Genomic DNA, 25,242 nt, shown 5'->3' with positions numbered 1-25,242 from the left:
CATTCAGTTAATCAATCACACGTTTCTTCATTACACCAACCCATGAAAATTGAAAATATTGACGTGAACTCCTATCCGGGTTCCGAAAAAGTATATATCGACGGAAAACTCCACCCGATAAAGGTTGCGATGCGCAAGGTCAACCTCACTCCGACAGTCAAGATAATCGACGGCGAACGCATGACCCGCAAAAACGCACCTGTCTATGTTTATGACACCAGCGGTGTCTACACCGATCCTGAAGTAAAAATCGACATAAACGAGGGCTTGCCACGTCTGCGCGAAGAGTGGATTGCCCGTCGCGATGACCTTCAGCAACTCCCCCACATCACATCCGACTACGGACGTATGCGCGAATCCGACACCTCACTCGATTCCATCCGCTTCGCCCACCGCTATGCACCTCGCCGTGCTGCCGACGGACAACAGATTACTCAAATGGCACTCGCCCGCCGAGGTGTCATCACCCCGGAAATGGAATATGTGGCCATACGCGAGAACAACAATGCGGAAGCACTCGGAATCAGAACCCACATCACACCTGAATTCGTCCGCGACGAAGTGGCAGCCGGACGTGCAGTCATCCCCGCCAACATCAACCATCCCGAAGCAGAGCCAATGATTATCGGCCGCAACTTCCTCGTCAAACTCAACACCAACATCGGTAATTCCGCACTCTCGTCAGGAATCGAGGAGGAGGTCAGCAAAGCCGTATGGAGCTGCTATTGGGGCGGTGACACACTCATGGACCTCTCGACCGGCGACAACATCCACGAAACCCGCGAATGGATCATCCGCAACTGCCCTGTCCCCGTCGGAACCGTACCTGTCTATCAGGCTCTTGAAAAAGTCAACGGCAAGGTAGAGGATCTGACATGGGAAATCTATCGCGACACCCTCATCGAACAAGCCGAGCAGGGAGTTGACTATTTCACCATCCATGCAGGAGCACTCCGTGCCCACGCCGAGATGGTTCAGGAACGTCTGACAGGTATCGTGTCGCGCGGAGGCTCAATCATGACCCGCTGGGCAGTCATCCACAATCAGGAAAACTTCCTCTACACCCACTTCGACGAAATCTGCGAGATTCTCGCTGCATACGATGTCGCCGTATCGCTCGGCGACGGCCTCCGTCCCGGTTCAATCCATGATGCCAACGACCGTTCGCAGTTCCTCGAACTCGACGTGCTCGGCGAACTGACCGAAATCGCATGGCGCCACAATGTACAGGTGCTTATCGAAGGTCCCGGCCATGTCCCCATGCACAAAATCCGCGAGAACATGGACCGTCAGATTGACAAATGCCATGAAGCACCATTCTATACTCTCGGCCCGCTGACAACTGACATCGCTCCCGGCTATGACCACATCACCTCCGCAATCGGTGCAGCCCAGATAGCATGGATGGGAACTGCAATGATATGCTATGTCACCCCGAAGGAACATCTCGCCCTCCCCAACCTTGAGGATGTCCGTAACGGTGTAATCACATATAAAATCGCAGCCCACGCCGCCGACCTTGCGAAAGGCCATCCGGGCGCACAAGTACGCGACGATGCCATGAGCAAGGCCCGTTTCGAATTCAGATGGAAGGACCAGTTCAACCTCTCGCTCGACCCTGCGCGCGCACGTCAGTACTATGTCGAAAGCCATAAGGATGACGATGACCACTTCTGCACAATGTGCGGGCCCAACTTCTGCGCCATGCGAATCACAAGCCAGCTCGTGGAGGACTGCGCGAAATAAAGCCTCACACCATGTTTTCCGACGAACTGAAAAAGTATGACTGGGATGAGACCACACGTTTCATCCGGTCACGCACGGCAGCCCATGTCCGGGCAGCTCTGCGCAAGGAAAATCTGAGCGTGGAGGACTTCATGGCCCTCATCTCGCCCGCTGCCGAACCCTTCCTTGAAGAGATGGCCCAACTCAGCCATCGCTACACCCTCGAACGTTTCGGCAAGACAATCTCGATGTACATCCCCATGTATGTCTCCAACGCCTGCACCAACCACTGCGTCTACTGTGGTTTCAACCACAGCAACCCGCTCGAACGCGTCACGCTGACGATGGAGCAGGTCAAAGCCGAATGTGAGGCCATCCGCCGTCTCGGCCCCTTCGAGAATCTCCTCATCGTGTCCGGCGAATTCCCGACCCTCAACGGTGTGGACTATCTCGAGGAAGTGCTTCATGTCTGCCGCCCCTACTTCAACAACCTCACCATCGAAGTGATGCCGATGAAGAGCGAAAGCTATGCCCGTCTTGTCAAGAGCGGTCTCAACGGAGTTGTATGCTTCCAGGAAACCTACAACTCCGCCAACTACCGCAACTATCATCCCAAGGGGATGAAGTCGATATTCGACTGGCGAGTCAACGGCTTCGACCGCATGGGGCAGGCCGGTGTCCACAAAATCGGCATGGGTGTGCTCATCGGACTTGAAGACTGGCGCACCGACCTGACAATGATGGCACGCCATCTGCGCTATCTCCGCAAGAACTACTGGCGGACCCGCTACAGCGTCAACTTTCCGCGCATGTGTCCGGCCGAGGGTGGCTATCAGCCCAAAGTGGTCATGACCGACCGCGAACTCGCACAAGTCACATTCGCCTTCCGTATCTTCGACCACGATGTGGACATCTCCTACTCGACCCGTGAGGACCCGACCTTCCGCGCCAACATGATGAAACTCGGAGTGACATCCATGAGCGCTGGAAGCAAGACCGAACCGGGCGGCTACGTCTCGACCCCCGACGCCCTCGAACAATTCGAGGTGTCAGATCCCCGCTCACCGGAAGCAGTTGCCGCCGACATCCGCCGTCTCGGCTACGAAGCGGTCTGGAAAGACTGGGACAAGATATTTGACTGACACGCTCATACCGTCAAATCTTTGAGCGCCCCCGTTACCCAAAAGTCAACAAAAGGGACTTTTACCAAAACTTTTTCGTTCTACAGACATTTATATAGTATATAAGGAATTTTATTAAAACTCACATATTAACTATTTTGTATTATGAAATCATTTGGTAAAGGTCTCTTTTGGATTGGCTTCATCCTGCTTATGGGTGTTGTGATCGCATATATGATAATCATGTTTGCCGGAATCGTTGCATTCACCACATGGACTACATCAATCACCATCTGCGCCATCATCATCGTCAGCGGACTGTTGATGCTTGTGGGACGCACCTACGAACGCAAGGGTGAGGAAAAACATCAGATGAAAGAATTGGAAAACGCGGAGAAAAACAACACTTACGCCGACCCGACAACTAAAATTTAGACATCCCCATCCATAAATTTGAATCAGTTAGAAAAGCAACAGAGGCACTACGGTTTTCGCGTAGTGCCTCTGTTGCTTTATCAAGATTTAATAAGTACGTTTTAGAATTCAGCCTTGCCAGGAGTGCGGGGGAAGGGAATCACGTCGCGGATGTTGGTCATGCCGGTAACGAAGAGCACGAGGCGTTCGAAACCGAGGCCGAAACCGGAGTGAGGAACAGTGCCGAAGCGGCGGGTGTCGAGATACCACCACATGTCCTTCATCGGAATACCGAGTTCCTCGATGCGGGCAAGGAGCTTGTCGTAGTTCTCCTCGCGCTCCGAGCCACCGATAATCTCACCGATATGCGGGAAGAGGACGTCCATCGCACGGACAGTCTTGCCGTCCTCGTTCTGCTTCATATAGAAAGCCTTGATTTCCTTCGGATAGTCAGTGAGGATAACGGGCTTCTTGAAATGCTCCTCGACGAGATAACGTTCGTGCTCGCTCTGGAGGTCAGTGCCCCAGTGTACGGGGAATTCAAATTTCTTACCTGACTCCTCAAGAATCTTGACGCCCTCGCCATAGCTGAGACGGACGAAGTCATTCTCAACCACGAATTTCAGACGTTCGATAAGATCCTTGTCATACATCTCCTGAAGGAAGGTGATGTCGTCGATTGAATGTTCGAGAGCATAGTTGATACAATACTTCACGAATTCCTCGGCGAGATCCATATTGTCAGTGATGTCATAGAAAGCCATTTCAGGCTCAATCATCCAGAACTCAGAGAGGTGGCGGGGAGTGTTGGAATTCTCGGCGCGGAAAGTCGGTCCGAAAGTATAAATCTGACCGAGCGAGGTAGCTCCAAGCTCACCTTCAAGCTGACCTGACACAGTCAGTGCGGTAGGCTTGCCGAAGAAGTCCTGCGAATAGTCGGTCTTTCCTTCCTCATCCTTGGGAAGATTGTTGAGATCGAGGGTTGTCACCTGGAACATCGCACCCGCACCCTCGCAGTCACTTGCGGTGATGAGAGGAGTGTGGAGATACTGGAAGCCACGTTCGTTGAAGAACTTGTGGATGGCGAAAGCAAGAGTGCTGCGCACACGGAGGATCGCGCCGAACGTGTTGGTACGGGGACGGAGGTGGGCTATCTCGCGGAGGAATTCAAGGGTGTGGCCCTTCTTCTGGAGAGGATAGCTCTCAACGTCGGCAGTGCCGTAGACAAGGAGGGTGTCAGCCTGCACTTCGCAGGTCTGACCCTTACCCTGTGATTCGACGAGTGTGCCTTTGACACAGATGCTCGAACCGGTTGTGACAGGCTTGAGTTCCTCTTCGCTGAACTTGGCCATGTCAAACACAATCTGGATATTTTTGATTGTCGAACCGTCATTGAGTTGCACAAACTGGACATGCTTGTTGCCACGGCGGGTGCGGACCCAACCCTTGGCCTCAACTTCAGTGCCAATTAGCGATGCATCTTTGAGCAGATCGACTACTTTAGTCCTTTTCATTACAGATGTGAGATATGATTATGATTAAGTCAACTGTTGATTACTCGAAGGAACCCATTTTGAGGAAGTTGACCTCTTCCTGGGTGAGGTAGCGCCAGCGACCGCGGGGGAGGTTCTTCTTGGTGAGGCCTGCGAAGTAGACACGGTCAAGCTTGGTGACGTGGTAACCGAGGCTTTCGAAGATACGGCGCACGATGCGGTTGCGTCCGGAGTGGATTTCGATACCGGCCTGATTGCGGTCAGTCTCGGTAGCATAGGAGATGGCATCGGCATGGATGGGACCATCCTCAAGCTCAATACCGTCGGCAATACGCTGCATATCCTCCTCGGCGATGTCCTTGTCGGTCCAGACGTGGTAAATCTTTTTCTTCACAAACTTCGGATGAGTGAGCTTCGATGCAAGGTCACCGTCGTTGGTGAGAAGAAGCACACCGGTGGTGTTGCGGTCGAGACGGCCTACAGGGTAGATGCGCTCCTCGCAAGCACCCTTCACGAGATCCATGACGGTCAGACGGCCATTGGGGTCATCGCTGGTGGTCACGCAATCCTTCGGTTTGTTGAGAAGGATGTAGCACTTGCTTTCGAGGGTGACAACCTTGTCGTTATACTCAACAACGTCGCTGTGAGAAATCTTGGTTCCGAGTTCGGTGACAACCTCTCCGTTGACCTTGATGAGACCCTGCTGGATGTATTCGTCAGCTTCACGACGCGAGCAGAGACCTGCGTTGGCCATGAACTTGTTGAGACGGATCTGCTCGTTGGGATCGGGCAGAGGCATCTCGTATTCGATACGGCGGGGACGCGGAGTGAAGCTGCGTCCGCCCTGCGGCATACCAAACTGGTTCTGACGGTTGTTGGGCTTCTTGAAACCACCCTGCTGACGGTTGTTGTTATAACCGCCCTGACGGTTGTTATTATAGCCGCCCTGCTGACGGTTGTTGTTGTAGCCGCCCTGCTGACGGTTGTTGTTATAGCCGCCCTGCTGACGGTTGTTGTTGTAGCCGCCCTGACGGTTGTTGTTGTAGCCGCCCTGACGGTTGTTGTTATAGTGATTGCCGTTGTTGTAACCGCCCTGATTGTTGTAGCGGTTGTAAGAGGGACGGGGCTGATAGCCGGTACCCTCACCTTCAGTCGTGGTCGCAGAAGTGCCTTCGGCCGAAGTCTGGACTTCGCCTTCGAGCTGGGGATTGGCCTGCGGACGGGGCTGATAGTTGTTGTAACGGTTGTTATTGTTGTTGTAACGATTGTTGTAACCGCCCTGATTGTTGTTATAGCGGTTGTTGCCATAACCACCCTGACGATTGTTGTTGTAGGGACGGGGCTGATAGGGACGGTTGTTGCCGTAGGAATTGTACGAGCCTTGATGACGTTCTTGAGAATCAGGCTGATGGCTGCTGCCCTCCTGCGTGTTAAAGTCGTTGCTGTGGTTGTCGGCACTGTCTGAGCTTACCGGGCGCACTCCGATGCGCGGGCGCTTGCTTTTCTTTTCGTTGCTGTCCATGAAGTGATTCTTAATTTTGAGTTGAGATAATTGTGGATAATTTTAGTGCATGCCTCGCGGCTGTCTTACGGTTGTTGTGAAGTTTGTATCTCTTCTTGTAAACTTAAAGTTAACTGTTTGAAAAACTCGATTATTAAACCCAAATTTTCCTATCGGATAGAGTTGTGCGCAGAACACGAAGTTCCATAACAACTCATCTGCAAATTTAGACATAATTTTTATTTTTTCCTACAATAAGTGCAGGATTTTTAGCATTAAAAATCTGCAATTTTGACCACGAAAGGACAAAAAGATGCAAAAATCAGCTAAAAACTACAGTTTTATTGTCGTAGGTGAGGATTTTGCGCTGGATATGTTTCTCGACCGCACGTGAAAGCACAATCTTTTCAAGATCGCGTCCCTTCTTCACAAGCTCGTCGATGGTGTCCTTGTGAGTGATGCGGACAACGTCCTGTTCGATAATCGGACCTGCGTCAAGGTCGGCGGTGACATAGTGGCTGGTCGCGCCTATGAGCTTCACGCCGCGTTCGTAGGCCTGATGATAGGGCTTCGCTCCGACGAAGGCCGGGAGGAAAGAGTGGTGAATATTGATGATTCGGTTGGGATAGCGGTTGATGAAATCTTCGGAAAGCACCTGCATGTAGCGGGCCAACACAATGAAATCAACGCCGTAGCGGTCGAGAAGTTCAAACTCACGCTGCTCCATCTCCGCCTTATTGTCGCGGTTCACGGGGATATGCTCGAAGGGGATATTGAATTGCTTGCCCGCTATCGCAAGGTCGGGGTGATTGCTGATGATGACGGGTATGTCGACATCCCACTCCCCTGCCATGTGACGCGAGAGCATGTCGTAGAGACAGTGTGACATCTTGCTGACGAAAATCGCCATCTTCTGCCTGCGTTTGGAGAAACTTATGCGGTAGGTCAAGGCGTAGCGGGTCGCATAAAGGGTGTTGAAATACTCGTCAATCTTCTCGGAAGGTATGAGAAAATCCTCCAGTTCCCACTCGACGCGCATGTAGAACACACCGTTCACACGGTCGACATACTGGTCAAGATAGATGATATTGCCACGGTTGGTCGTGATGAATTCGGTGATGACTGCTATGATGCCGGGCTGGTCCGGACAGTGCATTCTGAGGATTGCCGTTGGCTTCTTTTTTGTTTCCACTTCGCGTCAATTGATTTCGTTATGCAAAAATATTTTGCAAAATTACAGAATATTTCCACAAAACACACAACTTTTGCTATAAAATTGCCATTTCTCAATATAATCGATGCACTAAAAAAGAATGTGTCGAAATTACCCGCAACATATATGGGGCAATTCCGACACATATTGTAAAACTTCGACAGTGTGATCGTTACTGAAACTTCAGCACACTGTTATTAATAATAGGTAGTTATTTCACACGGGCGAGAATCAGGGCCGAACGGGGTGCGACAGTCATCTTGCCACCCTTGGCAGTGCCGAGACCTTCGGCATTGATGCGGCCATCCTCGGCAATCACTGTCCAGTCACCTTTGGCTATCTTGACTTCGCGGGCAGCGTCCGAACCATTGAACACAAGCTTGATTTCCTTCCATTCGTCGCCATTGGCATTGTCAACGAGCGAATATGAAATCAGGTTAGGTTCGCTGACCTTGTCGAACTTGAGATGTTTTGCCACATCCTCAGCGGTCGTCATGCGGAAAGCCGGGTGCGACTTGCGGAGTTTGATAAGCTCCTTGTAGTAGTTGAACTGGTCAGCATTGGAGTGTTTGAGGCTCCAGTCGATGGCATTGATTGAATCCGGATAATTATAGGAGTTGTGGACACCCTTCTTGTCGCGGAAAAGTTCTTCACCGGCAAACATGAAAGGAGTGCCCTGCGATGTGAAGATGATGGTCTGGGCAAGACGTGCTGCACGCTGACGCTCTGCATCTGTCGCATCAGGCATCGACTTGCGGAGCTTGTCGGTCAACATAAGGTCGTCGTGACACGACACATAGTTTATAATCTGCGTGGGAGCCGATGCGTATGGGAACTTCGAGTTGTTACCCTTGGAATAGTCAACCTGCGGATGGGCCGTCGCGCCGACAATACCGATTTTCACAGTCTCTTCAAGTCCGGGCTTGCCTGTGGCGAAACCACGGTCGGAAGCATCGGTGTAGTGTCCCTTTATGGCATCGCGGATGTCATCGCTGAACACTGCAATCTGAGGCATCTTGGCCACATTCTCTTTCAGTGCGCGCTGCTCGACGGGGAGGGGCGAATCGCCTGCTGTCCAACCCTCGCCATAGACAAAGATGTCGGGGTTGATTTCCTTCAGCGCGGCGATGACCTCGTTCATGGTCTCAATGTCGTGGATGGCCATGAGGTCGAAACGGAATCCGTCGATGTGATATTCCTTGGCCCAATATTTCACTGAGTTGATGATGTAGTCGCGCATCTGTTGGCGCTCCGAAGCAGTCTCGTTGCCGCAACCGGAAGCATCGCTGTAGCTGCCGTCGGCACGATGACGGTAGTAGTAGCCGGGAGCTGTCAGGGAGAAGTTTGAATCGTCATTGTTGGCCGTATGGTTGTAGACAACGTCCATCACGACGCCGATACCGTTGTCATGAAGATTCTTTATCATTTTCTTCATCTCAACTACCCTCGCAGCGGGGTCAGCCGGATTGGTGGAATATGAGCCTTCGGGAGCATTGTAGTTGAAGGGATCATAACCCCAGTTGTAGCGGTTGGCCGCGAGATTGGCCTCATCGACACTGTTGTAGTCGTAAGAAGGAAGGATGTGGATATGGGTCACGCCGAGTTCCTTCAGGTGGTCGATACCTGTGGCATCACCCTGACCGTTGGTTGTCTCTTTCTCAGTAAGTGCGAGGAATTTGCCCTTGTTGACAATTCCTGAATTGGGATGCTGAGAGAAATCGCGGTGGTGCATCTCATAGAGGACAGCATCGTTGATATTGGCGATTTTCGGGCCCTTGTCGGTCTCCCAACCTTCGGGATTAGTGGTCGAGAAGTCAATTATGGCCGCGCGTTGTCCGTTCGTACCGACAGCCTTTGCCCAGACTCCAGGAGTCTCTGCAAGCCATTTGCCTTTGTCGAGGACCGAAAAAGTGTAGAACGTCCCATAGAGCTTTTCGGGGACATTTGCCACCCATGTGCCCTTCTCGCTTTTGGTCATGGCGATAGTGTCAATGGCAGCGGTGTTGCGGTCCGTTGGATAGAGAATCACGCGGGCACCTTCGGCTGCGGGCGACCATAGCCTCCAGTGTGTGCCGCTGTTGTCGACAGTGAGTTCAAGATCGTCGCCATTGTAACTCGGATAATTCATAAACTCGGCATCAATATTCTGAGCCGTAACGGCAGAAGCCGCGCTAAGTGCAAGCATTGTCACGAGGGATAATCCTTGGTTCATTGTTGGAAAAATGGTATTAATTGTTTGAAAAGAATCGGAAACGTCAAATTTGCGGGGACGGTCTTTCGATTCGTCCCCACAAATTCGGCATTTCCATGAGTAAGTATGGAAACAAAAGTATTTTTTCAGTCAGTGTGTGATTCAATAGTGTAAAGGTTTTTCCCGGTCTGTCAGTCAACCTCGATAACGAGGAAGTTGGAAAGCTGCCAGAACTTATCGGGATTAGTAATCATGATGACCTTCTGACCACCCTGGTTCACGATATTGTAGGAGTCCTTGGGCTGAGAGGTCATGATTTTGGCCTTGTCGCTGTGGGTCGGAATCTGGGTAAGTGTACGGCGGTCGGCCGCAGTGAAGTAATTTTTGTCGAAATCACCCTTCATCACCTTGGTCTTGCGGAGGAAGCCTGATTCAAGAATCTTCTTTTCCTTGAGCTCCTTGTTTGTACCGATGGCATAATAAACGGTGTTGAGCTCGTTGGTTGCAGCAATTGCAGCCTCCTCGGCAGCCTGCTTCTGCGCACGCTCCTCATTCAGACCGCAGTTGAGCGAATCGTTGGCGGTGCCGAGGTCGATGACCTGGTTGCTGAGCTGCTCAATCTTGATATTGGCGCTTGCAAGCTGATTGGTGAGGGTAGCGATTTCAGTCTGCTGCTCTGCAATCTGGGCCTTGAGATTGGAGATGGTGCGTTTGAGAGTCGAGCTTTCGCCACCATTCTCGGCAAGTTTCTTCTCAAGTTCCTCAAGACGCTGACGGCGCTCCTGAAGAGCCTGCTGGATAGCAATCATGTCGTTCTTAATCTGCTCCTTGCGCGAAGCCGATTCGCCGAGAGTTCCGGGAACGGAGATGATTTTCTCAAGATCCTTTATCTGGGTCATACCCTCTGAGATGTCGTTGACAAGCACGAGAAGACTGTCCTGAGTGGCAAGTGTCTCGCGGAGATCGCCTTTGAGTTGTTCGTTCTGAGCTTCGGCATCGCGGAGCTTACCTCCGTTACAAGCTGAAAGAAGTGCAGCCGCAATGACTGCGAAAGTCGCGATTTTTTTCATATAAATTCGTAGTTAAAGTGAGTCTTTTATGAATCTTTATACTTGTTCTTGTGAACTTTCGGGCCTGAGCTCTCTCCGGCACCTATGACAATAACAATTTCTCCTCGCGGAATGTTCTGGCCGAAATATTCAATAAGTTCACCCAATGTTCCATTGACCGTTGTGTTGTGGAGCTTGGAAATCTCGCGCGAGACCGAGGCAGGACGGTCGCTCCCGCAGGCTTCGGCAAACTGTTCGAGAGTCTTCACAAGGCGCAGGGGCGACTCGTAGACAATTGAAGTGCAGTCGCTTTCGGCAATCTTCTCTATGCGCGTCTGCCTTCCTTTCTTGGGAGGGAGAAAACCTTCGAACGTGAAGCGGTCGGTAGGGAGACCTGAATTGACAAGCGCAGGGACAAAAGCAGTGGCACCCGGAAGTGTCTCCACCTCGATTCCCTCGCGCCGACACTCGCGGGTGAGCAGAAATCCGGGGTCACTTATGCCCGGAGTACCCGCATCGGAAATCAGCGCCACCGTCTCGTCGGCCAACAGACGTTCGATTATCGGGCGCACGGTCGTGTGCTCGTTGAACTTATGGTGGCTCGAACATGGCGTGGTGATGTCGAAATGCTTCAGAAGCACACCCGATGTGCGCGTATCCTCCGCATATATCCGGTTGCAGGTCCGCAGCACCTCGACAGCTCTCGGTGTCATGTCGGCCATATTGCCGACAGGGGTCGGTACGATATAAAGTTTACCCATCTGCAACCGATTAGAAGTGCTTCCCGACAATCGCCATGAATTCCTTCACGACAGGGCTGGTCTCGTCCCAGCAGAGGTCATTGAAGAAATATTCCTCAGCCTCCTCCATGCTCGACATGGAACCTATCACATCGACAGTCTCCTTGAATTCCTCATCTGAGTTGCGGAACAGCTCGCGACGGAAACGAAAACGGTCGTTGAGGGTGAATGCCTTGGAAATATCGGCTGCGCGCTGGCGGGCGAGTTTTTCGTCAAGTGTCAGTTGTGAATCGGCCGAGAGGGTATCGTTGACGGTGACGGGCATGTCGGCATCGCCGCGCTCCTCTTCGAGTGCGTTTTCAGCTACGGCTTCATCATCGCCGGCAGTATTGTCAGCGACATCAGCAGCAGTTTCTTCAGCAACGGTCACGGATACAGGCGGCTCTACTACATTCTCAGCACAAGCCTCGACTCCGGCTGAAACCTCAGCCTCGGCAACAGCTTCCGCGCTGTCGTCAGCGGTCTCAGGAACTACGGATACCTCTTCTGCCGTCAACCCGGCAAGAAGCTGTCCGGCTTTCCCGACGAGCAGATTTTTCATCTCCTGACTTGCTTCCTCCCCACGTTCGATACGCAGCATGAGGAGCCCTTCAATCTCGTAGGCCAGATTCAGAAGCCCTTTCATATCATTGATTGTCTTCATTATCATTTTCGTTTAATGCATCCTCCTTTGAGGTTTCAGGATGCAAACTTACATCAAATTTTTCTAATAACAAACGCTCTATATCTTTTTTAAGAGCTGCACGGCTACATCTGAAATTATTGACCATGAACACAATTACATGGGTGGGGAAACCATCATCATCGAAAAGATAGCCCCCATAGCTCTGCACACCCTTCATCGACCCGGTCTTCATGGCCACTCGGCCTGCAAGCGGCGAGGCGGCAAGGAAACCTTTCATTGTGCCGTCGAATCCGGCACGGGGGAAAAGACCTATATATTCATTGGTGAACGGATCGGTGGTCATATATGTGTAGACATCGCCCAGAAAGCGCGCGGTCAGACGGTTGTCGCGCGAGAGACCGCTGCCGTCAATGATGTTTATGCCGTGGGCGCTCACTCCGGCCATTGACCATACGGCGAGCTCCTCGGTGATGGCATCCGCACGCGTACCGCCGGGCGTTATGGCGCGCAGTATGCCCTCAGCCATAAGGTTGTCGGAACGGAACATGAGGCTGCGCATGATGTCGCTGAAAATCGGAGAATGATGGACATAGACCTCGCAATTTTCATTTGCAGGTGTGATATTCTTACCCATCACCTCCACTCCGGAACTTTTCAGAGTCGAAGCAAGCTCATGTTGCATAACCTTATATGGATAAGGTGTGGAAAAGACATCATTTATGGCTTTCTTTCCTTTTATAATAAATGTCTCCGAACCATCCTTACGGTCAATCTTGCTCCCTTTGCCTGCCACATAACTGAATTTCAGGTCGGGGACAAAAGGGACGGTCGTTTTCGACGGAAGGCGCAGACGGAAACGGTTGTCACGGAAATTCGCTCCCTGCAGACGTGCGCCGTAATACCACGGTATATCCTCATCCATCCAACCGGGAGGAGTGGTGGCATCCGGGAAGTCCGATTCATCAATAATGACCTTTCCGAGTATCTTTTTTATGCCAAGACTTTTCACCGAAGCAGCTATGCTGTCGGCAAAACCCTGCGATTCGGGAAAGAACTGTGATTCAATCGTAGGGTCACCACACACCTTCACCACGAGATTTCCCTCAAGGACACCGTCGGAAATGCGTCCTTCGGCTATCACCGGAGTGGCAAAACGCTCACTCGAATCTGCAAGATTGAGCATTGAGGCCACCGTTACAGACTTCATGACGGATGCCGGAATCAACGCGCGGTCAATATTCTCAGCCACTATGTCATGGCCGAAACGGAGGTCACGGATAAGTATGGCGGTGTTGAGCGTGTCAAGACCTCTTACCTGTAGAGGAAAAGCATTGGCCACCGCCGAAATTGCGAGAAGTGCTGCAACGAGCACCACCCGCATTTGGGTCAGCAGGGCCTTCATTCGCCCTTGAACTGCAAATGGTCCATCATTACATAGCAGAATGGCCGCTCGCCCACCTGACGGAAACCGACTTTTTCGTAAAGACGGCGCGCACGGGTGTTGTCCTTATCGACAAGCAGTCCTGCAGGTTTCCCGATTGCCTCGGCTCTCGCTACAGAGGCTTTCAGCAATGCGGATGCTATACCCTGACCACGATATTCGGGAAGGACAGCAAGAGTATCGAGATAGAATTCCGATGAATCAGTCTCATCCTCCACGCCCTCCATATCAATATCAAGCAGGCGTTTAGCCTCCTCAAAGAATGGTTCACGGAGTGCATGGAGCTTTGCGCCGTCATAACCGACGCATACCCCAATCGCCCTGTCGTCGTCATCGAGAGCCGTAAGGGTGTTGAGATAACTGTATTGAGTATCGTCGCGCAATGCGAGATTAGTGAACATACGTTCGACATCGGCAAGCGTGTGCTTCTCACCGGCAAGGTTGAGGCATATTTCCTCGCCGACAGCCTCCATAATGGAACGGGCAATCAGCGGAGCATCCTCTTTTCGTGCGTTTACAATTCTCATATTCTATTGCTGTATGTTAGTTAGTGTCAGTATTTTGTATATGTCAGTATTTTATGACCGTCAACTGTCTGTATTTGCGGAATGATGTCTATTGACGGAATGACAGGAGCCTTGACCTGTCCGTCTATCTTTACCGGAGAAACCTCAATGCGGATTTCATCCCACAGACCTTCGGAGAGGAAAGAGGAAAGGACTTCCGCACCACCTTCGACAAGGACAGACGTCACACCTCGCTCGTAAAGTCCGCGCATGGTCTCCGGAAGTGTCTCACTCTCGCGGATGACCATCACCTCCCCTTCGTCAAAAAGGCGCATGTCATCACCGACACGTCCACGGCGGTCAAGGACCACCTTCAATGGCGATTTTCCTGCATAAAGTCGGGTGGTAAGCGTTGGATTGTCGGACAATGCCGTACCACTCCCTATCAGGATTGCGTCATGGGTGGCACGCAGCTTATGTACGAGCATTGACGTGAGAGGAGTGGAGATATGACCGTCGATAAATCCGTCAGCACTCTGCGCCCATTTGAGGGTGATGAACGGGCGTTGTTTCCCGTGAGCCGTCATGAACTTTCGGTTAAGCTCACGGCATTCATCCTCCAACATTCCGGTCACAACCTCGACACCTCCGGCAAGCAGTTTGGCCACACCCCGACCGGAAACTTTCGCAAAGGGATCAAGCGACCCGATCACGACACGGGGAATTCCACGGCTGACAATCATGTCGGCACACGGAGGAGTCTTGCCGTAATGCGAACAGGGTTCGAGAGTGACATACATGGTCGAGTCTTTCAGCATTTCAGGCTCCTTGACCGAAGCCACGGCATTGACCTCGGCATGACCTTCGCCACAACGGCGGTGCCACCCCTCCCCTATTATCCGCCCGGAACTATCGACGATGACAGCCCCGACCATAGGGTTGGGGGAAGCGTCAAGAAGTCCGTGACGCGCGAGTTGGAGAGCCCGGCGCATATATTTCTCGTCTGTGTGCATGACAGTGATTGTTCTTGGAATTGTTGCTTATTGATTTAAAGATTGAGAAAAGGAACTGTGAGATACAAAAGCACAAAAGGACATAATAGACAAAAGAATTTTATAATAAAGGATATGAAGGTAACTCTCAATCTTATATATTGTTTCTTATGCGCTTTTTTACTTCTGTATCAAAAAACCGGAAATATTGAATTATGATACAGCTCTATTGTCAATTTTCTTCTTACTTTTCAGGTTCGACCCAGTCGCCGTTGGCCTTGATGAGAGCTATGAGATGCTCTATGGCTTCGGCGGAAGGTATGTTCTTTTCAATACACTCCTTACCTTTATATAGACTGATTTTGCCAGCCGCTGCTCCTACATATCCATAGTCCGCGTCGGCCATCTCGCCCGGGCCGTTGACTATACAGCCCATGACTCCGATTTTCAGTCCTTTCAGATGGGAAGTGGCAGCCTTGATGTCGCGCAAGGTCGACTGGAGGTCGTAGAGTGTGCGGCCGCAGCCCGGACAGGAGATGAACTCTGTCTTCGAGATTCGCAGACGGGCAGCCTGGAGGATAGCGAGGGCCATATCGTTGAGACGTTGGCGCTGATACCCTTCGGCTTCAATCCACAGTCCATCGGCAAAACCGGCCAGAAGCAGGGAGCCAAGCTCGATTGATGCGGCGATGACAAGTTGTTCATCGTTCAATCCGCTGTAGTCACGGCGGATGACCACCGGGTTCTTGAGTCCTCGGTTCATCATTCCGAACATGAAGGCCTTGATGTGGCCGACGGCATTGGCATCGGCAGAATCGAGGACAACAGTGCGTGAAGCATCTTCTTTCAGCTTGTCCGCAAGCTCGTCTGTCAGGCCATCCTCTGCCATCACTGTCAAAGCTGTATCCATCTCCGATACAGGTATGTCAAGCCCTACAATCTGCGGAAGTTTATCGCTCCATTCGCTGCAACGGCGGTCGGGGTTGAATTCATTGTATCCCTCAGGCAGATTGACTTCCGGGACTTCCTTTCCGTTTGAAAGGCCATCAATGAACTCGGTGATAGCCTTGGCCACGGGGATTTCACATTCCGGCTCCTCGCTGAGCGACACACGGATAGTATCACCGATACCGTCGGCAAGCAATGAACCGATGCCGACAGCTGATTTTATGCGTCCGTCCTCGGCATCTCCGGCTTCCGTCACGCCAAGATGGAGGGGGAAGTGCATGTCCTCTGCATCCATAGCTGCAACCAGTCTGCGGACAGTCTCGACCATCACTCCGACATTGGAAGCCTTGATTGAGATGACAACATCCCGGAAATCGTGTTTCAGGCACACGCGCAGGAATTCCAACGCGCTCTCCACCATTCCCGCCGGAGTGTCGCCGTAGCGGCTCATGATTCTGTCGGAAAGAGAACCGTGGTTGACACCTATGCGCAACGCTGTCGAATGTTCGCGGCAGATTTCAAGCAACGGGAGCAAACCTTCCTCGATTTTAAGGATTTCAGCTGCATATTCCTCGTCAGTATAGTCAATCTTCTTGAACACACGGCCCGGATCCACGAAATTGCCCGGATTGATGCGCACTTTTTCTACTCTTGAAGCGGCTGCAAAAGCTGCACGGGGATTGAAATGGATGTCGGCCACAAGAGGAGTGTCGATTCCCTCGGCGCGCAGGCGTGAGGAAATGTCGGCAAGATTCTCGGCCTCGCGCACACCCTGTGCGGTGAGGCGCACAATCTCTCCTCCGGCATCAATGATGCGTTTTATCTGTGCGACCGAACCCTCGCTGTCCATTGTGCTTGTCGAGGTCATGGACTGGAGGCGTATGGGGTTGTCACCGCCAAGTTCCACCTTGCCGACTTTGACCGGCCAGGTGGAACGACGGTGATAATTGAGATTCTTTATAGTGTTTTGTCTGTTGCTCATGACGTGACTTTATCAGTCTACCTTGAAATCATATTTCAATGTCTTCAGCTCCTCGTTTGCGCTGACAATCTTTTGAGAAAGCGTCGAGCGGTAGGCGTTGAAGCGTTTTGCCAGTTCGGGATCGCTGAGCGAAAGAATCTGCACTGCCATGACAGCTGCATTGAGTCCGCCGTTGATACCCATTGTGGCTACAGAAATGCCCGGAGGCATCTGGACAATCGAATAGAGAGCGTCCATACCGTTGAGCGATGAATTGATGGGTATGCCGATGACAGGCAGCGGTGTCATGGCGGCGATGACGCCGGGAAGCGCTGCAGCCATGCCGGCAGCTGCGATGATAACCTTAATGCCACGGCCTTCGGCACCACGGGCAAAAGCCTCGACTTCCGAAGGTGTGCGGTGAGCCGAAAGGGCATTCATCTCGAAGGGCACTTCCATCTGATTGAGGAAGTCGGCCGCTTTTTTCAGGATGGGAAGGTCGCTGGTGCTTCCCATGATGATGCTAACTGTAGGGTTCATGATGATTCGGTCAAAATTGAAAATTATGTATTATCAATGTGTGATTGATGATGTTTTCGAGAATCAATGTATCATCGAAAAGAGATAGACACAGAGAAATCCGTTGGCGCATCCGGTGAGCACCTGCCAGAGCGTGTGACGTTCAAGGTAGACACGGGCTGTCAGCACAAGACCGGTTGCTATGATGACTCCGGAGAGCCATACATTCATGTTGAAAAGCGCATAGTGCGAGGCCACCACACGGAACAGAAGCGCTACAAGGCCACCCATGGCAGCACCGTGGGCACTGATTTTCCACCAATGGTTGACCACCGTATTTATGACTGTCGCACATGCGGCTCCGACAAAAAACATCGGGAGCCACAATGGAGCATTGGCCTTATAGAAAAAGAATCCGCATCCGAGATAGCAGAGCACAACGACACCGTAGGGGATATATCGCTCGGTGCGTTCGTTGAGCCCCGCATCCTTGATGACACCCGCACGGTATAGGGCTATGATGACTGAGGTCGGGATGAGACAGGTGATGACAAATGTGATTCCTATTGCAGTCCAGAGCAGATTGACGGGGAGGAAGCGTAGGATGGTAAGGAAGGCGGCGAGAATCATGCCGTAGGTCGGGACCAACAGCGGAGAGAAAATCGCCGAAATTATTTCTGAAAACTTCTTCATATTATTCTAACAATCAAATCATGGCTTTTATTTCATGCAACAGGATGATTTTAAAGGTCGGAAAGATACAACGTCATCCGCATCATATCTGTTTCCTGAGCCTCGCGACCGGAATGCCGAGTCGCTCACGGTATTTTGCGACCGTTCGCCTGGCAAGTTCATAGCCTTTTTCAGAGAGCCTCTGCATGAGGGCGTCGTCATTCAGAGGATTATGCGGATCCTCACCGTTGATGATTTCCCGCATGGCTGCAAGGATTTCATGGGCCGATGATTCCTCGTCGTTGTTTACTTTCTCGTTGAAGAAAAACTTAAGAGGATAGACACCTCCGGGAGTAGCGACATATTTTCCGGCAGTGGCGCGCGATATGACTGAGAGGTCATAGCCGGTTTTCTCGGCTATATCCTTGAGTATCATCGGGCGCAACTTCGCTTCATCGTCACTGATGAAGAAATCGTGTTGGTAACGGACAATAGCCGACATAACCTTGTAGAGCGTTTCCTGACGCAGACGCAGAAGGTCGATGAATTCGGTGGCATCCTCACGTTTGCGCGCAATGAACGCTTTGGCTTCCTGAAGCGCTCTTGGAGAACTGTCGGAAAGGAATTGCGCTCCGTCGCTGACGAAACTCTCTTCAATGGTGAGTTCCGGAAGATTGTTGACGAGGATAAGCGTCAATTTATCACCGTCAAGCTCGACTGTGAAATCCGGAATTATATGACGAAGTTTCTCATCTCCGGCACTGTCACCGAGCTGACCGCCTGGCTTGGGATTGAGCGAACGGATAATGTCGACAGCCTCACGCAGCTCCTCCTTCCCGACGCCGAGCATCGAGGCAAGGCGGTCGAAATGCCGGAGTGAAAAAATATCGAAATAATGCTCGACAATTTCAAGCGCAAGTTTGCGCGGTCCGGTCGGTGACAGGCGACGCAACTGCAGCGCGAGGCAATCGCGCAAATCGTAGGCACAGATACCGGGAGGATCCAGAGAGCGTACCCGTTTCACAAGCTCTCGCAGATGGTCCATGTCAACCTCAATGCCGGCATTTATAGCAAGATCATCGAGTATCTGGTCGAGGGTGCGGGTTAGATAACCGTTATCGTCAAGATTACCTATTATATAACGTGCAATCTGAAGGTCAAACGGACTGACATCTGTCTCGGCAAGCTGCGCCATCAGAGAATCGCTGAGCGAATTTTCCTCGGCCACAGCTACAGGCTCGAAATACTCATCGTTTTTCGAACGGTTGTTGGCCTCAAACCTGTAGGACGGTATTTCGTCCTCATTGCGGTAGTCGGCAAGCTGCAGATCCTCGGCGCTTTCGTTGAAAACACCCTCCTGTCCTTCGACGGCACTGTCATTGACCACTTCCAAGGCAGGATTGTCGTCAACCTCGCGTCTCACTTCATCCTCTATTTCGGGACCGTTCATCTCCAGCAGGCGCACGAAGCGCATCTGCAACGGCGACAGGCGCTGTTGCAGTTTCTGAGTCAACGAGAGTTTGAGTGAGCCTTTCATTTATGTATTATTGTTTCCTTTTGGATTGAGTGGCCAGCATTTTCGCTGAACACTCTCTAAAGTTCTATGAGTGAATCGTAAGGAAAATCCTTCTTTGCTTTCTTGCCCAACACAGAGTCCCATTCCATTGGGCTGATACCATTGCCGGGACGCTTCACTGTGATGTTTTCTTCGGTGAACACTTCACCTTCCGAAATGGGCCGTGCGGCAACGATGCTCTTGCGGGCAACTTCGATGTTTGACTTCTCACATTCGGCCACGCGTTTCTCCACGCTGCCGAGCGCCTCCTCGATGTGGCGCACAGCCTTGACCATCGCAGCCAGTTCCGAAGGATCGAGCGAAGCGCGGTGGTCGGGACCGGGGAGCGACTTGTCAAGCGTGAAATGCTTCTCAATCACCTGCGCTCCGAGGGCTGCTGCGGCAATAGGCACTTCTATTCCAAGAGTGTGGTCGCTGTAGCCGACGCCACCTACATCAAGTTTGCGCAGGCTTTCCATTGCAAGGAGATTGACATCCGAGTATGGAGTGGGATACTGGGTGGTGCAATGGAGCAGGAATATGTCCTTCCTGTCGATGCCACCTCTGACAAGGACTTCAACTGCTTCGGCAACCTCCACGAGTGTGGACATGCCGGTGGACAGAATGACCTTACCGCCAATCCGGGCAATCTTGCGAAGATAAGGAAGATTGGTGATTTCACCGGAGGGTATCTTCCAATAGTCCATCTTCAATGGTGCAAGCGAATCAATGCTGACGAGATCAAAGGGTGTGCTCATGAATCCGATTCCTTCCTTCCGGCAAAGTTCGGCAAGCTCAGGATAGGCGCTGAGAGGAAGATGGATGGCTTTACACATCTCCAGTTGCGATTCACTCTCGCCTGTTGTCTCCTTCTGATATTCGGCTTTCGGAGCTATGGATGAAATGACGAGTTCCGGCACGGCTGTCTGGAATTTCACATAATCCGCGCCTGCCTTGGCGGCTTCGACCACCATTTTGCGCGCCATTTCCATCGAGGCATTGTGGTTGACACCGGCCTCGGCTATGATGATTATCTTTTTTTCCTGTTTCTTCATATTTCGGAGAGATTCTTATACGTTGAACACTGCTTCTTCAAAATAACGGCAAATCATTGTGCCGGGACGGATTTGGTCGGCCTTCTCCGCCTCTCCTCCGGTGGCTTCGGCAAGTATCATTCCGGGAATGTCGGCTCCCGCATGAATCGAGCATACCACACCTCCACCCAGACGCGGATTAATCTCCATGAGCATCAGACGATCGGTCTGAAGATCGCGGAGATACTGGAGTGTGATCGCACCACGCAAACCTAATTTCACGATGGCCTCTTCCGAAGCCTTCGTGAGTTCGGGATAGTCGACAGTGACGGTTCTTGCAACCTCTCCGCCGACCACTTCGAGCCTTCGGCGCGGACTGATGCAGAGAATTTCACCCCGATGCGAGATGTAGCAATCGACGGTATACTCTTCTCGTTCGGGATAATATGTCTGGATGAGATACTCGTCCGCTATCTTTGATATTTTCTTGAACTCGTTGATTCCCTCGATGATTTCAATACCTTTCGAGGCAGAACCACGGCGCGGTTTCGCAATCAGCGGGAAAACGGGGCGCCCACCTGTGTATGTGGCAGGGATGTCAAGACCTGCGGCTTCAAATTCGCGGGCGGAAAGCACCTTGTCGAAAAGCGTATCGGCTTTTCCGGAGCTGACCACCGGCGACCACACGTCGCCATACGTTGCAATATACGCACCGGCTATTGAAATGGCACCGTCGACAAATGGGAGAAGCACGTCTATCTTATACGCCCCGACCACCTGATGGAGATGGTCGAGCACATCGGGAGCATTCCATCTCCGTCCGATGATGACACCACCTATCAGTGCTATAGGCACTTCCGGTTCAAGCTCATAGCTGTAGATTTTCACATCTATTCCGAGGCGTTTGCCTGCAGCGATGAGTTTGTTGCCGAACGACACGCGTTTCGCTCCTCCGAGAAAGAGCACATTGAGGCTGCTCTTCGCTCCGTTGTTAACCTGTACGTCAGCCATGACTATACGTTGTATATTCCTGATTTATACTTGGCAAGATTCTCACCCTTCGTGAACCAATCGACCGTCTCACGCAGACCGGCTTCAAGATCGAAGCGGGGTCGCCAGTCGGTGAGGGACGTTATGAGGGTGTTGTCGCCGCAGAGACGGAACACTTCACTGCCCGACGGACGCAGACGGGCAGGGTCTACCACATAGTCCACCTTTTCGCCCATGATGCGCGCTATTGTCTCAAGCGTCTCGCGCATACTCACCTCTGTACCTGTCGCAATGTTGATGTCGCGACCCTCGATGCCTTCCGCACGTCCGAGAGCAATGAAACCGGCGGCAGTATCCTTCACGAAATTGAAGTCGCGTGTGGGAGTTAGATCCCCGACCTTGATTTCACGCGCTCCGTTGGCAATCTGGGTGATGATTGTAGGGATAATGGCACGCGCACTCTGACGCGGGCCGTAGGTGTTGAACGGACGGGCAATCACAACCGGAAGCTCGAAAGCATTGTAGAAACTCATGGCAATCGCATCGGCACCTATCTTTGTCGCACTGTAGGGCGACTGGGGCTGACGGGGATGCTTCTCGTCAATCGGGACATACTTGGCGGTACCGTAAACCTCGCTCGTTGAAGTGACCACAATGCGTCGCACACCGCAGTCGCGCGCTGCCTGACACATATTCAATGTTCCCTTTATGTTGGTGTCGACATAACTGTCGGGGGCCACATAGCTATAAGGAATAGCAATCAGTGCGGCGAGATGGTAGACAGTGTCGATACCTTCCGAAATGTGACGGCAGAAATTGGGGTCACGCACATCACCTGTGACAATCTCAAGGTCAGGATGGCTCACACCTTCAAGCCATCCCCAGTTGTTGAACGAGTTGTATTGACATAGTGCCCTCACCCTGTAACCCTCTGCAAGAAGAGCCTCGGTAAGATGCGAGCCGATGAAACCGTCGGCTCCGGTGACAAGCACTTTCTCCTTTTTGCTGTCCATATAGTTTTTGCGTCTATGCTTTCGCGGTTATGATTAATATACTTGGTAATAGATTATTCATTTTTCAATGAAGCGTCCTGTTTCAATGAGGATGAGTCAGGTAGTAGGCATACTTGACTCCGTCCTCACCGGTATAGCTTACTTCCATCTTCTTTCCGTCCAGATGATCGATTTTGAGCCTTGTCACACCATCGGGCGAGAAGTGCATGATTGCCGGAGGATTGTAGCGGTAATCCGTTCCCTCTTGCGTGTCACTATAGGTGAAACGCAGTTCAAGATAGCCGTCCTCCTCTTTCCATGTGCCGTAGCAGTCAAGCACTCCGTGATGTTCGAATAAGGAGTTTATCCGTATTATCTCAGCTTGAAAAGCCCAGGTATATAGAATCGGATAAGCGACGTCATTATCGGGATAAAGCAGAAGTTCCTCACCGTCGGCGGTGATTTTATTGAGCTTCCACTCTCCGAAAAAGTCACCTATGTCGCCGTGATGACGTGTGCAACCGTTTGTAAGAGCCATAAACGTCACCATCAGCATTGACAGCATGAGTGTCTTTACCGATTTTCTCGCTGTATTTTTAATTCTGTCAGTCATCTGTAAAGCTTAAAAGTTTAACAATCCGTCATACTTCACACTGACCATCACGCCAAAAGCATTCTCAGGCATGTTGCCACGGTCAAGTTCCATCTTGCCGTTGAGCGACAATCCTTTCACTTTTGCCGGACGCCAGTTTGCCTCAAGCATTACTGAGGTGAGATGCAATGGAGTGCGCAACATCATCATAGGCGTACCCCAAGCCTTGCGGTAACCGGCCTTTATCCTGTAATCAAGATTTCCGGTGATTGAGCCTTCCACACCTGCGTGGATACCCCTCATGGAATTTCCTATATAGGCCGGATAGCCGTCACGGTTATAGAGGGGTGCCATCATTGCCGGAGTGCCGAGCGACATTCCGAAATATGAGAACGCATTGTAGAAAGCGCTGTTGTAATAGTCATCCGCACCCGAGACATGCCCAGGCAAAGTGCAACCCGGCGAATCGAAGGGGTCAAAATGGATTGGACCGCTCTGGTTGGTGAAATCCATGTACTCAATAAGGGCTGCGTTCACCAAGCCCTTGCGCGAAGCACGGTACTCAATGCCCCACAAACCGTCGAAACCGTTGAGCTTTCCGATTCCCGAACCGTCATCCCAAAGCCAGGAGGTATAGAAAAACAGTTCGTCATCATTCTTCAGACGGTAACGGGCCTTGATGTCCCACGAGCCGAGATGATTGCCGGAATAGAAACCTTCGCCACCATCCTGCGTGGGAAAAAGCATCTTTATGAAAGTTTTGATGTTTCTTTCATGCCTTTCTTCCTTTTCAAGGATACCCTTGTAGTAGTTTTTTGTGGTACCGCCAAACGTTACAGCCGCCTGCATTCCGAAAGTCACGGAAAAGCGTTCCGATGGTTTCGTGCGGAAATATGCCCGCTTGTAATTATAAAATTGGCCGGTGGTTATGTGATAACGGTAGTAATTGTAGTGATTCTTCCACCATCCGTCATCAGCCATATATCCGTAGGCGGCCTCTCCGCTTATCTGTAGCCAACCGTTTGTGAGCGGTATATTTTGAAAATCAATAAATCCGGCTCTTACCTGCGGCATAGGGCGTGTGTTTCCGCTCTCCACGAGATCTCCGCTCGTAAGGCTTTGGTTCAGCATTGCCGAATTCTGTTCTTTCAAGCCGGCTTGGGCGAAAACACCTCTGTATTTAATTTCAGCAAAGAGCTGTTGGAGCCAGATTGCAGAGGGACGTTCACCGTGGCTTTCCCACGATTGAGTGTCGACATTATAACGGTCGTATGAGACAGACGAGGCATATCCCCCGATCACATCTACACCAAACCCGTATGAAAAGCGTCTGGAGCTATCCATCTCTTTCCATAGAGCAGCTTCCGTCTGGACATTCTGCGATTGCGTGAACCGTCCATGCCGAAGCGAGGAAATATAGTATGGCGAGAATTCTCCTGTCCCCGTCCCTACAGTCATTGAAGCCTCATAACGCAGAGGTTCTTCCGCTACGGCAGCAAATGCCATAGCAGAAAACTGCAAGGACAACATATATCTCGATAATTTTAAAAAATTCATAAGCATGAGAATTATTTAATTCCGTCCAAAACATGACGGAAAGTTAAGGGAACAGATTCTCGTTACAAAGTTACATAAAATATGTGTAACCCCAATCTCTGCCTTCCCATCGTGGCTTAAATAAACTTAATTAACCAAAGCTACAGCCAACATTATCTGCAACAACAATTCAACAGCATTAACACATCTTTTGTTTTCAGTCGTTCGTCATATTTTTAACGAGAATCCGTCGATACAAATTTTTAATGTGAGTCCATTGATACAAAAAAAGACCGGAGCTGAGATGCTTTCGCATTTCAGCTCCGGTCGGTAGAGGGGGCGGTTATCTACTTTCCCACTTTCGCAGTATCA

22 protein-coding genes are annotated in these 25,242 nt (G+C 51.3%); 3 read left to right on the top strand and 19 right to left on the bottom strand.

Annotated elements, in window-relative coordinates:
- Positions 1-42: 42 nt before the first annotated feature.
- The 3 genes from thiC (at position 43) to QZ310_RS04255 (ending at position 3,281) form a co-directional block, all read left to right on the top strand.
- Positions 43-1,746 carry a phosphomethylpyrimidine synthase ThiC gene (thiC, locus tag QZ310_RS04265; protein ID WP_297070730.1) on the top strand — a complete coding sequence of 568 codons (1,704 nt, stop codon included), beginning with the start codon at positions 43-45 and terminating at the stop codon, positions 1,744-1,746.
- An 11-nt stretch (positions 1,747-1,757) separates the two neighbouring features.
- Positions 1,758-2,867 carry a 2-iminoacetate synthase ThiH gene (thiH, locus tag QZ310_RS04260; protein WP_297070728.1) on the top strand — a complete coding sequence of 370 codons (1,110 nt, stop codon included), beginning with the start codon at positions 1,758-1,760 and terminating at the stop codon, positions 2,865-2,867.
- 144 nt (positions 2,868-3,011) lie between these two features.
- Complete coding sequence (locus QZ310_RS04255) at positions 3,012-3,281, top strand: hypothetical protein (RefSeq protein WP_297070726.1); 270 nt, start codon at positions 3,012-3,014, stop codon at positions 3,279-3,281.
- Between the two features lie 101 nt (positions 3,282-3,382).
- Here QZ310_RS04255 and asnS read toward each other — a convergent pair whose 3' ends face one another.
- The 19 genes from asnS to QZ310_RS04160 form a co-directional block, all read right to left on the bottom strand.
- The gene (asnS, locus tag QZ310_RS04250) at positions 3,383-4,774 is read right to left on the bottom strand and encodes an asparagine--tRNA ligase (protein ID WP_297070724.1); all 1,392 of its coding nucleotides are present in this window, start codon (positions 4,772-4,774) and stop codon (positions 3,383-3,385) included.
- A 40-nt stretch (positions 4,775-4,814) separates the two neighbouring features.
- Positions 4,815-6,275, bottom strand: coding sequence for a pseudouridine synthase (locus QZ310_RS04245; RefSeq protein ID WP_297070723.1), 1,461 nt, complete (start codon positions 6,273-6,275; stop codon positions 4,815-4,817).
- A gap of 301 nt (positions 6,276-6,576) precedes the next feature.
- A complete protein-coding gene (purU, locus tag QZ310_RS04240) occupies positions 6,577-7,446 on the bottom strand; it encodes a formyltetrahydrofolate deformylase (RefSeq protein WP_297070721.1) in 870 nt (289 codons plus the stop codon).
- Positions 7,447-7,678: 232 nt separating this feature from the next.
- Positions 7,679-9,679: a type I pullulanase gene (gene pulA, locus QZ310_RS04235; protein WP_297070719.1), complete on the bottom strand. Its 2,001-nt coding sequence runs from the start codon at positions 9,677-9,679 to the stop codon at positions 7,679-7,681.
- Positions 9,680-9,849: 170 nt separating this feature from the next.
- Positions 9,850-10,728 carry a hypothetical protein gene (locus tag QZ310_RS04230; RefSeq protein ID WP_297070716.1) on the bottom strand — a complete coding sequence of 293 codons (879 nt, stop codon included), beginning with the start codon at positions 10,726-10,728 and terminating at the stop codon, positions 9,850-9,852.
- Between the two features lie 26 nt (positions 10,729-10,754).
- Positions 10,755-11,468 carry a 16S rRNA (cytidine(1402)-2'-O)-methyltransferase gene (gene rsmI, locus QZ310_RS04225; RefSeq protein ID WP_297070714.1) on the bottom strand — a complete coding sequence of 238 codons (714 nt, stop codon included), beginning with the start codon at positions 11,466-11,468 and terminating at the stop codon, positions 10,755-10,757.
- A 10-nt stretch (positions 11,469-11,478) separates the two neighbouring features.
- Positions 11,479-12,150: a hypothetical protein gene (locus QZ310_RS04220; protein ID WP_297070712.1), complete on the bottom strand. Its 672-nt coding sequence runs from the start codon at positions 12,148-12,150 to the stop codon at positions 11,479-11,481.
- Complete coding sequence (gene dacB / locus QZ310_RS04215; protein WP_297070709.1) at positions 12,134-13,534, bottom strand: D-alanyl-D-alanine carboxypeptidase/D-alanyl-D-alanine-endopeptidase; 1,401 nt, start codon at positions 13,532-13,534, stop codon at positions 12,134-12,136. The genes QZ310_RS04220 and dacB overlap by 17 nt, the downstream gene beginning before the upstream one ends.
- A complete protein-coding gene (locus QZ310_RS04210; protein ID WP_297070708.1) occupies positions 13,531-14,100 on the bottom strand; it encodes a GNAT family N-acetyltransferase in 570 nt (189 codons plus the stop codon). Before QZ310_RS04210 ends, dacB begins: the two co-directional genes overlap by 4 nt.
- 26 nt (positions 14,101-14,126) lie before the next feature.
- Positions 14,127-15,092, bottom strand: coding sequence for a bifunctional diaminohydroxyphosphoribosylaminopyrimidine deaminase/5-amino-6-(5-phosphoribosylamino)uracil reductase RibD (ribD, locus tag QZ310_RS04205; RefSeq protein WP_297070705.1), 966 nt, complete (start codon positions 15,090-15,092; stop codon positions 14,127-14,129).
- A gap of 223 nt (positions 15,093-15,315) precedes the next feature.
- The gene (gene ispG, locus QZ310_RS04200) at positions 15,316-16,980 is read right to left on the bottom strand and encodes a (E)-4-hydroxy-3-methylbut-2-enyl-diphosphate synthase (protein WP_297070892.1); all 1,665 of its coding nucleotides are present in this window, start codon (positions 16,978-16,980) and stop codon (positions 15,316-15,318) included.
- Between the two features lie 33 nt (positions 16,981-17,013).
- On the bottom strand, positions 17,014-17,520 hold the full coding sequence (gene purE, locus QZ310_RS04195; protein ID WP_297070703.1) for a 5-(carboxyamino)imidazole ribonucleotide mutase: 507 nt from the start codon (positions 17,518-17,520) through the stop codon (positions 17,014-17,016).
- Between the two features lie 63 nt (positions 17,521-17,583).
- A complete protein-coding gene (locus tag QZ310_RS04190) occupies positions 17,584-18,192 on the bottom strand; it encodes a hypothetical protein (RefSeq protein ID WP_297070701.1) in 609 nt (202 codons plus the stop codon).
- An 82-nt stretch (positions 18,193-18,274) separates the two neighbouring features.
- Positions 18,275-19,708, bottom strand: coding sequence for an RNA polymerase factor sigma-54 (gene rpoN, locus QZ310_RS04185; RefSeq protein WP_297070699.1), 1,434 nt, complete (start codon positions 19,706-19,708; stop codon positions 18,275-18,277).
- 56 nt (positions 19,709-19,764) lie between these two features.
- On the bottom strand, positions 19,765-20,781 hold the full coding sequence (gene neuB, locus QZ310_RS04180) for an N-acetylneuraminate synthase (RefSeq protein ID WP_297070697.1): 1,017 nt from the start codon (positions 20,779-20,781) through the stop codon (positions 19,765-19,767).
- A 15-nt stretch (positions 20,782-20,796) separates the two neighbouring features.
- The gene (locus QZ310_RS04175; protein ID WP_297070695.1) at positions 20,797-21,771 is read right to left on the bottom strand and encodes an ATP-grasp domain-containing protein; all 975 of its coding nucleotides are present in this window, start codon (positions 21,769-21,771) and stop codon (positions 20,797-20,799) included.
- A 2-nt stretch (positions 21,772-21,773) separates the two neighbouring features.
- Complete coding sequence (locus QZ310_RS04170) at positions 21,774-22,763, bottom strand: NAD-dependent 4,6-dehydratase LegB (RefSeq protein ID WP_297070693.1); 990 nt, start codon at positions 22,761-22,763, stop codon at positions 21,774-21,776.
- Between the two features lie 82 nt (positions 22,764-22,845).
- On the bottom strand, positions 22,846-23,355 hold the full coding sequence (locus tag QZ310_RS04165; RefSeq protein ID WP_297070691.1) for a lipocalin-like domain-containing protein: 510 nt from the start codon (positions 23,353-23,355) through the stop codon (positions 22,846-22,848).
- Between the two features lie 9 nt (positions 23,356-23,364).
- A complete protein-coding gene (locus QZ310_RS04160) occupies positions 23,365-24,840 on the bottom strand; it encodes a capsule assembly Wzi family protein (RefSeq protein WP_297070689.1) in 1,476 nt (491 codons plus the stop codon).
- Positions 24,841-25,242 lie beyond the last annotated feature (402 nt).

Origin of the sequence: uncultured Duncaniella sp., from assembly GCF_910577345.1 — a bacterium.
GTDB lineage: Bacteria > Bacteroidota > Bacteroidia > Bacteroidales > Muribaculaceae > Duncaniella.
The sequence above is the reverse complement of the archived record's forward strand: the minus strand, read 5'-3'. Positions and strand labels throughout refer to the sequence as shown.

Bases quoted from the DNA above. Each gene is read 5' to 3' on its own strand.
- QZ310_RS04245 (WP_297070723.1), bottom strand. From the start codon at position 6,275: ATGGACAGCAACGAAAAGAAAAGCAAGCGCCCGCGCATCGGAGTGCGC.
- rpoN (WP_297070699.1), bottom strand. From the start codon at position 19,708: ATGAAAGGCTCACTCAAACTCTCGTTGACTCAGAAACTGCAACAGCGC.
- asnS (WP_297070724.1), bottom strand. From the start codon at position 4,774: ATGAAAAGGACTAAAGTAGTCGATCTGCTCAAAGATGCATCGCTAATT.
- QZ310_RS04170 (WP_297070693.1), bottom strand. From the start codon at position 22,763: ATGGACAGCAAAAAGGAGAAAGTGCTTGTCACCGGAGCCGACGGTTTC.
- QZ310_RS04210 (WP_297070708.1), bottom strand. From the start codon at position 14,100: ATGAGAATTGTAAACGCACGAAAAGAGGATGCTCCGCTGATTGCCCGT.
- neuB (WP_297070697.1), bottom strand. From the start codon at position 20,781: ATGAAGAAACAGGAAAAAAAGATAATCATCATAGCCGAGGCCGGTGTC.
- QZ310_RS04255 (WP_297070726.1), top strand. From the start codon at position 3,012: ATGAAATCATTTGGTAAAGGTCTCTTTTGGATTGGCTTCATCCTGCTT.
- QZ310_RS04165 (WP_297070691.1), bottom strand. From the start codon at position 23,355: ATGACTGACAGAATTAAAAATACAGCGAGAAAATCGGTAAAGACACTC.
- rsmI (WP_297070714.1), bottom strand. From the start codon at position 11,468: ATGGGTAAACTTTATATCGTACCGACCCCTGTCGGCAATATGGCCGAC.
- QZ310_RS04220 (WP_297070712.1), bottom strand. From the start codon at position 12,150: ATGAAGACAATCAATGATATGAAAGGGCTTCTGAATCTGGCCTACGAG.
- thiC (WP_297070730.1), top strand. From the start codon at position 43: ATGAAAATTGAAAATATTGACGTGAACTCCTATCCGGGTTCCGAAAAA.
- dacB (WP_297070709.1), bottom strand. From the start codon at position 13,534: ATGAAGGCCCTGCTGACCCAAATGCGGGTGGTGCTCGTTGCAGCACTT.
- thiH (WP_297070728.1), top strand. From the start codon at position 1,758: ATGTTTTCCGACGAACTGAAAAAGTATGACTGGGATGAGACCACACGT.
- pulA (WP_297070719.1), bottom strand. From the start codon at position 9,679: ATGAACCAAGGATTATCCCTCGTGACAATGCTTGCACTTAGCGCGGCT.
- QZ310_RS04190 (WP_297070701.1), bottom strand. From the start codon at position 18,192: ATGAAGAAGTTTTCAGAAATAATTTCGGCGATTTTCTCTCCGCTGTTG.
- QZ310_RS04160 (WP_297070689.1), bottom strand. From the start codon at position 24,840: ATGGCATTTGCTGCCGTAGCGGAAGAACCTCTGCGTTATGAGGCTTCA.
- purE (WP_297070703.1), bottom strand. From the start codon at position 17,520: ATGAACCCTACAGTTAGCATCATCATGGGAAGCACCAGCGACCTTCCC.
- ribD (WP_297070705.1), bottom strand. From the start codon at position 15,092: ATGCACACAGACGAGAAATATATGCGCCGGGCTCTCCAACTCGCGCGT.
- QZ310_RS04175 (WP_297070695.1), bottom strand. From the start codon at position 21,771: ATGGCTGACGTACAGGTTAACAACGGAGCGAAGAGCAGCCTCAATGTG.
- QZ310_RS04230 (WP_297070716.1), bottom strand. From the start codon at position 10,728: ATGAAAAAAATCGCGACTTTCGCAGTCATTGCGGCTGCACTTCTTTCA.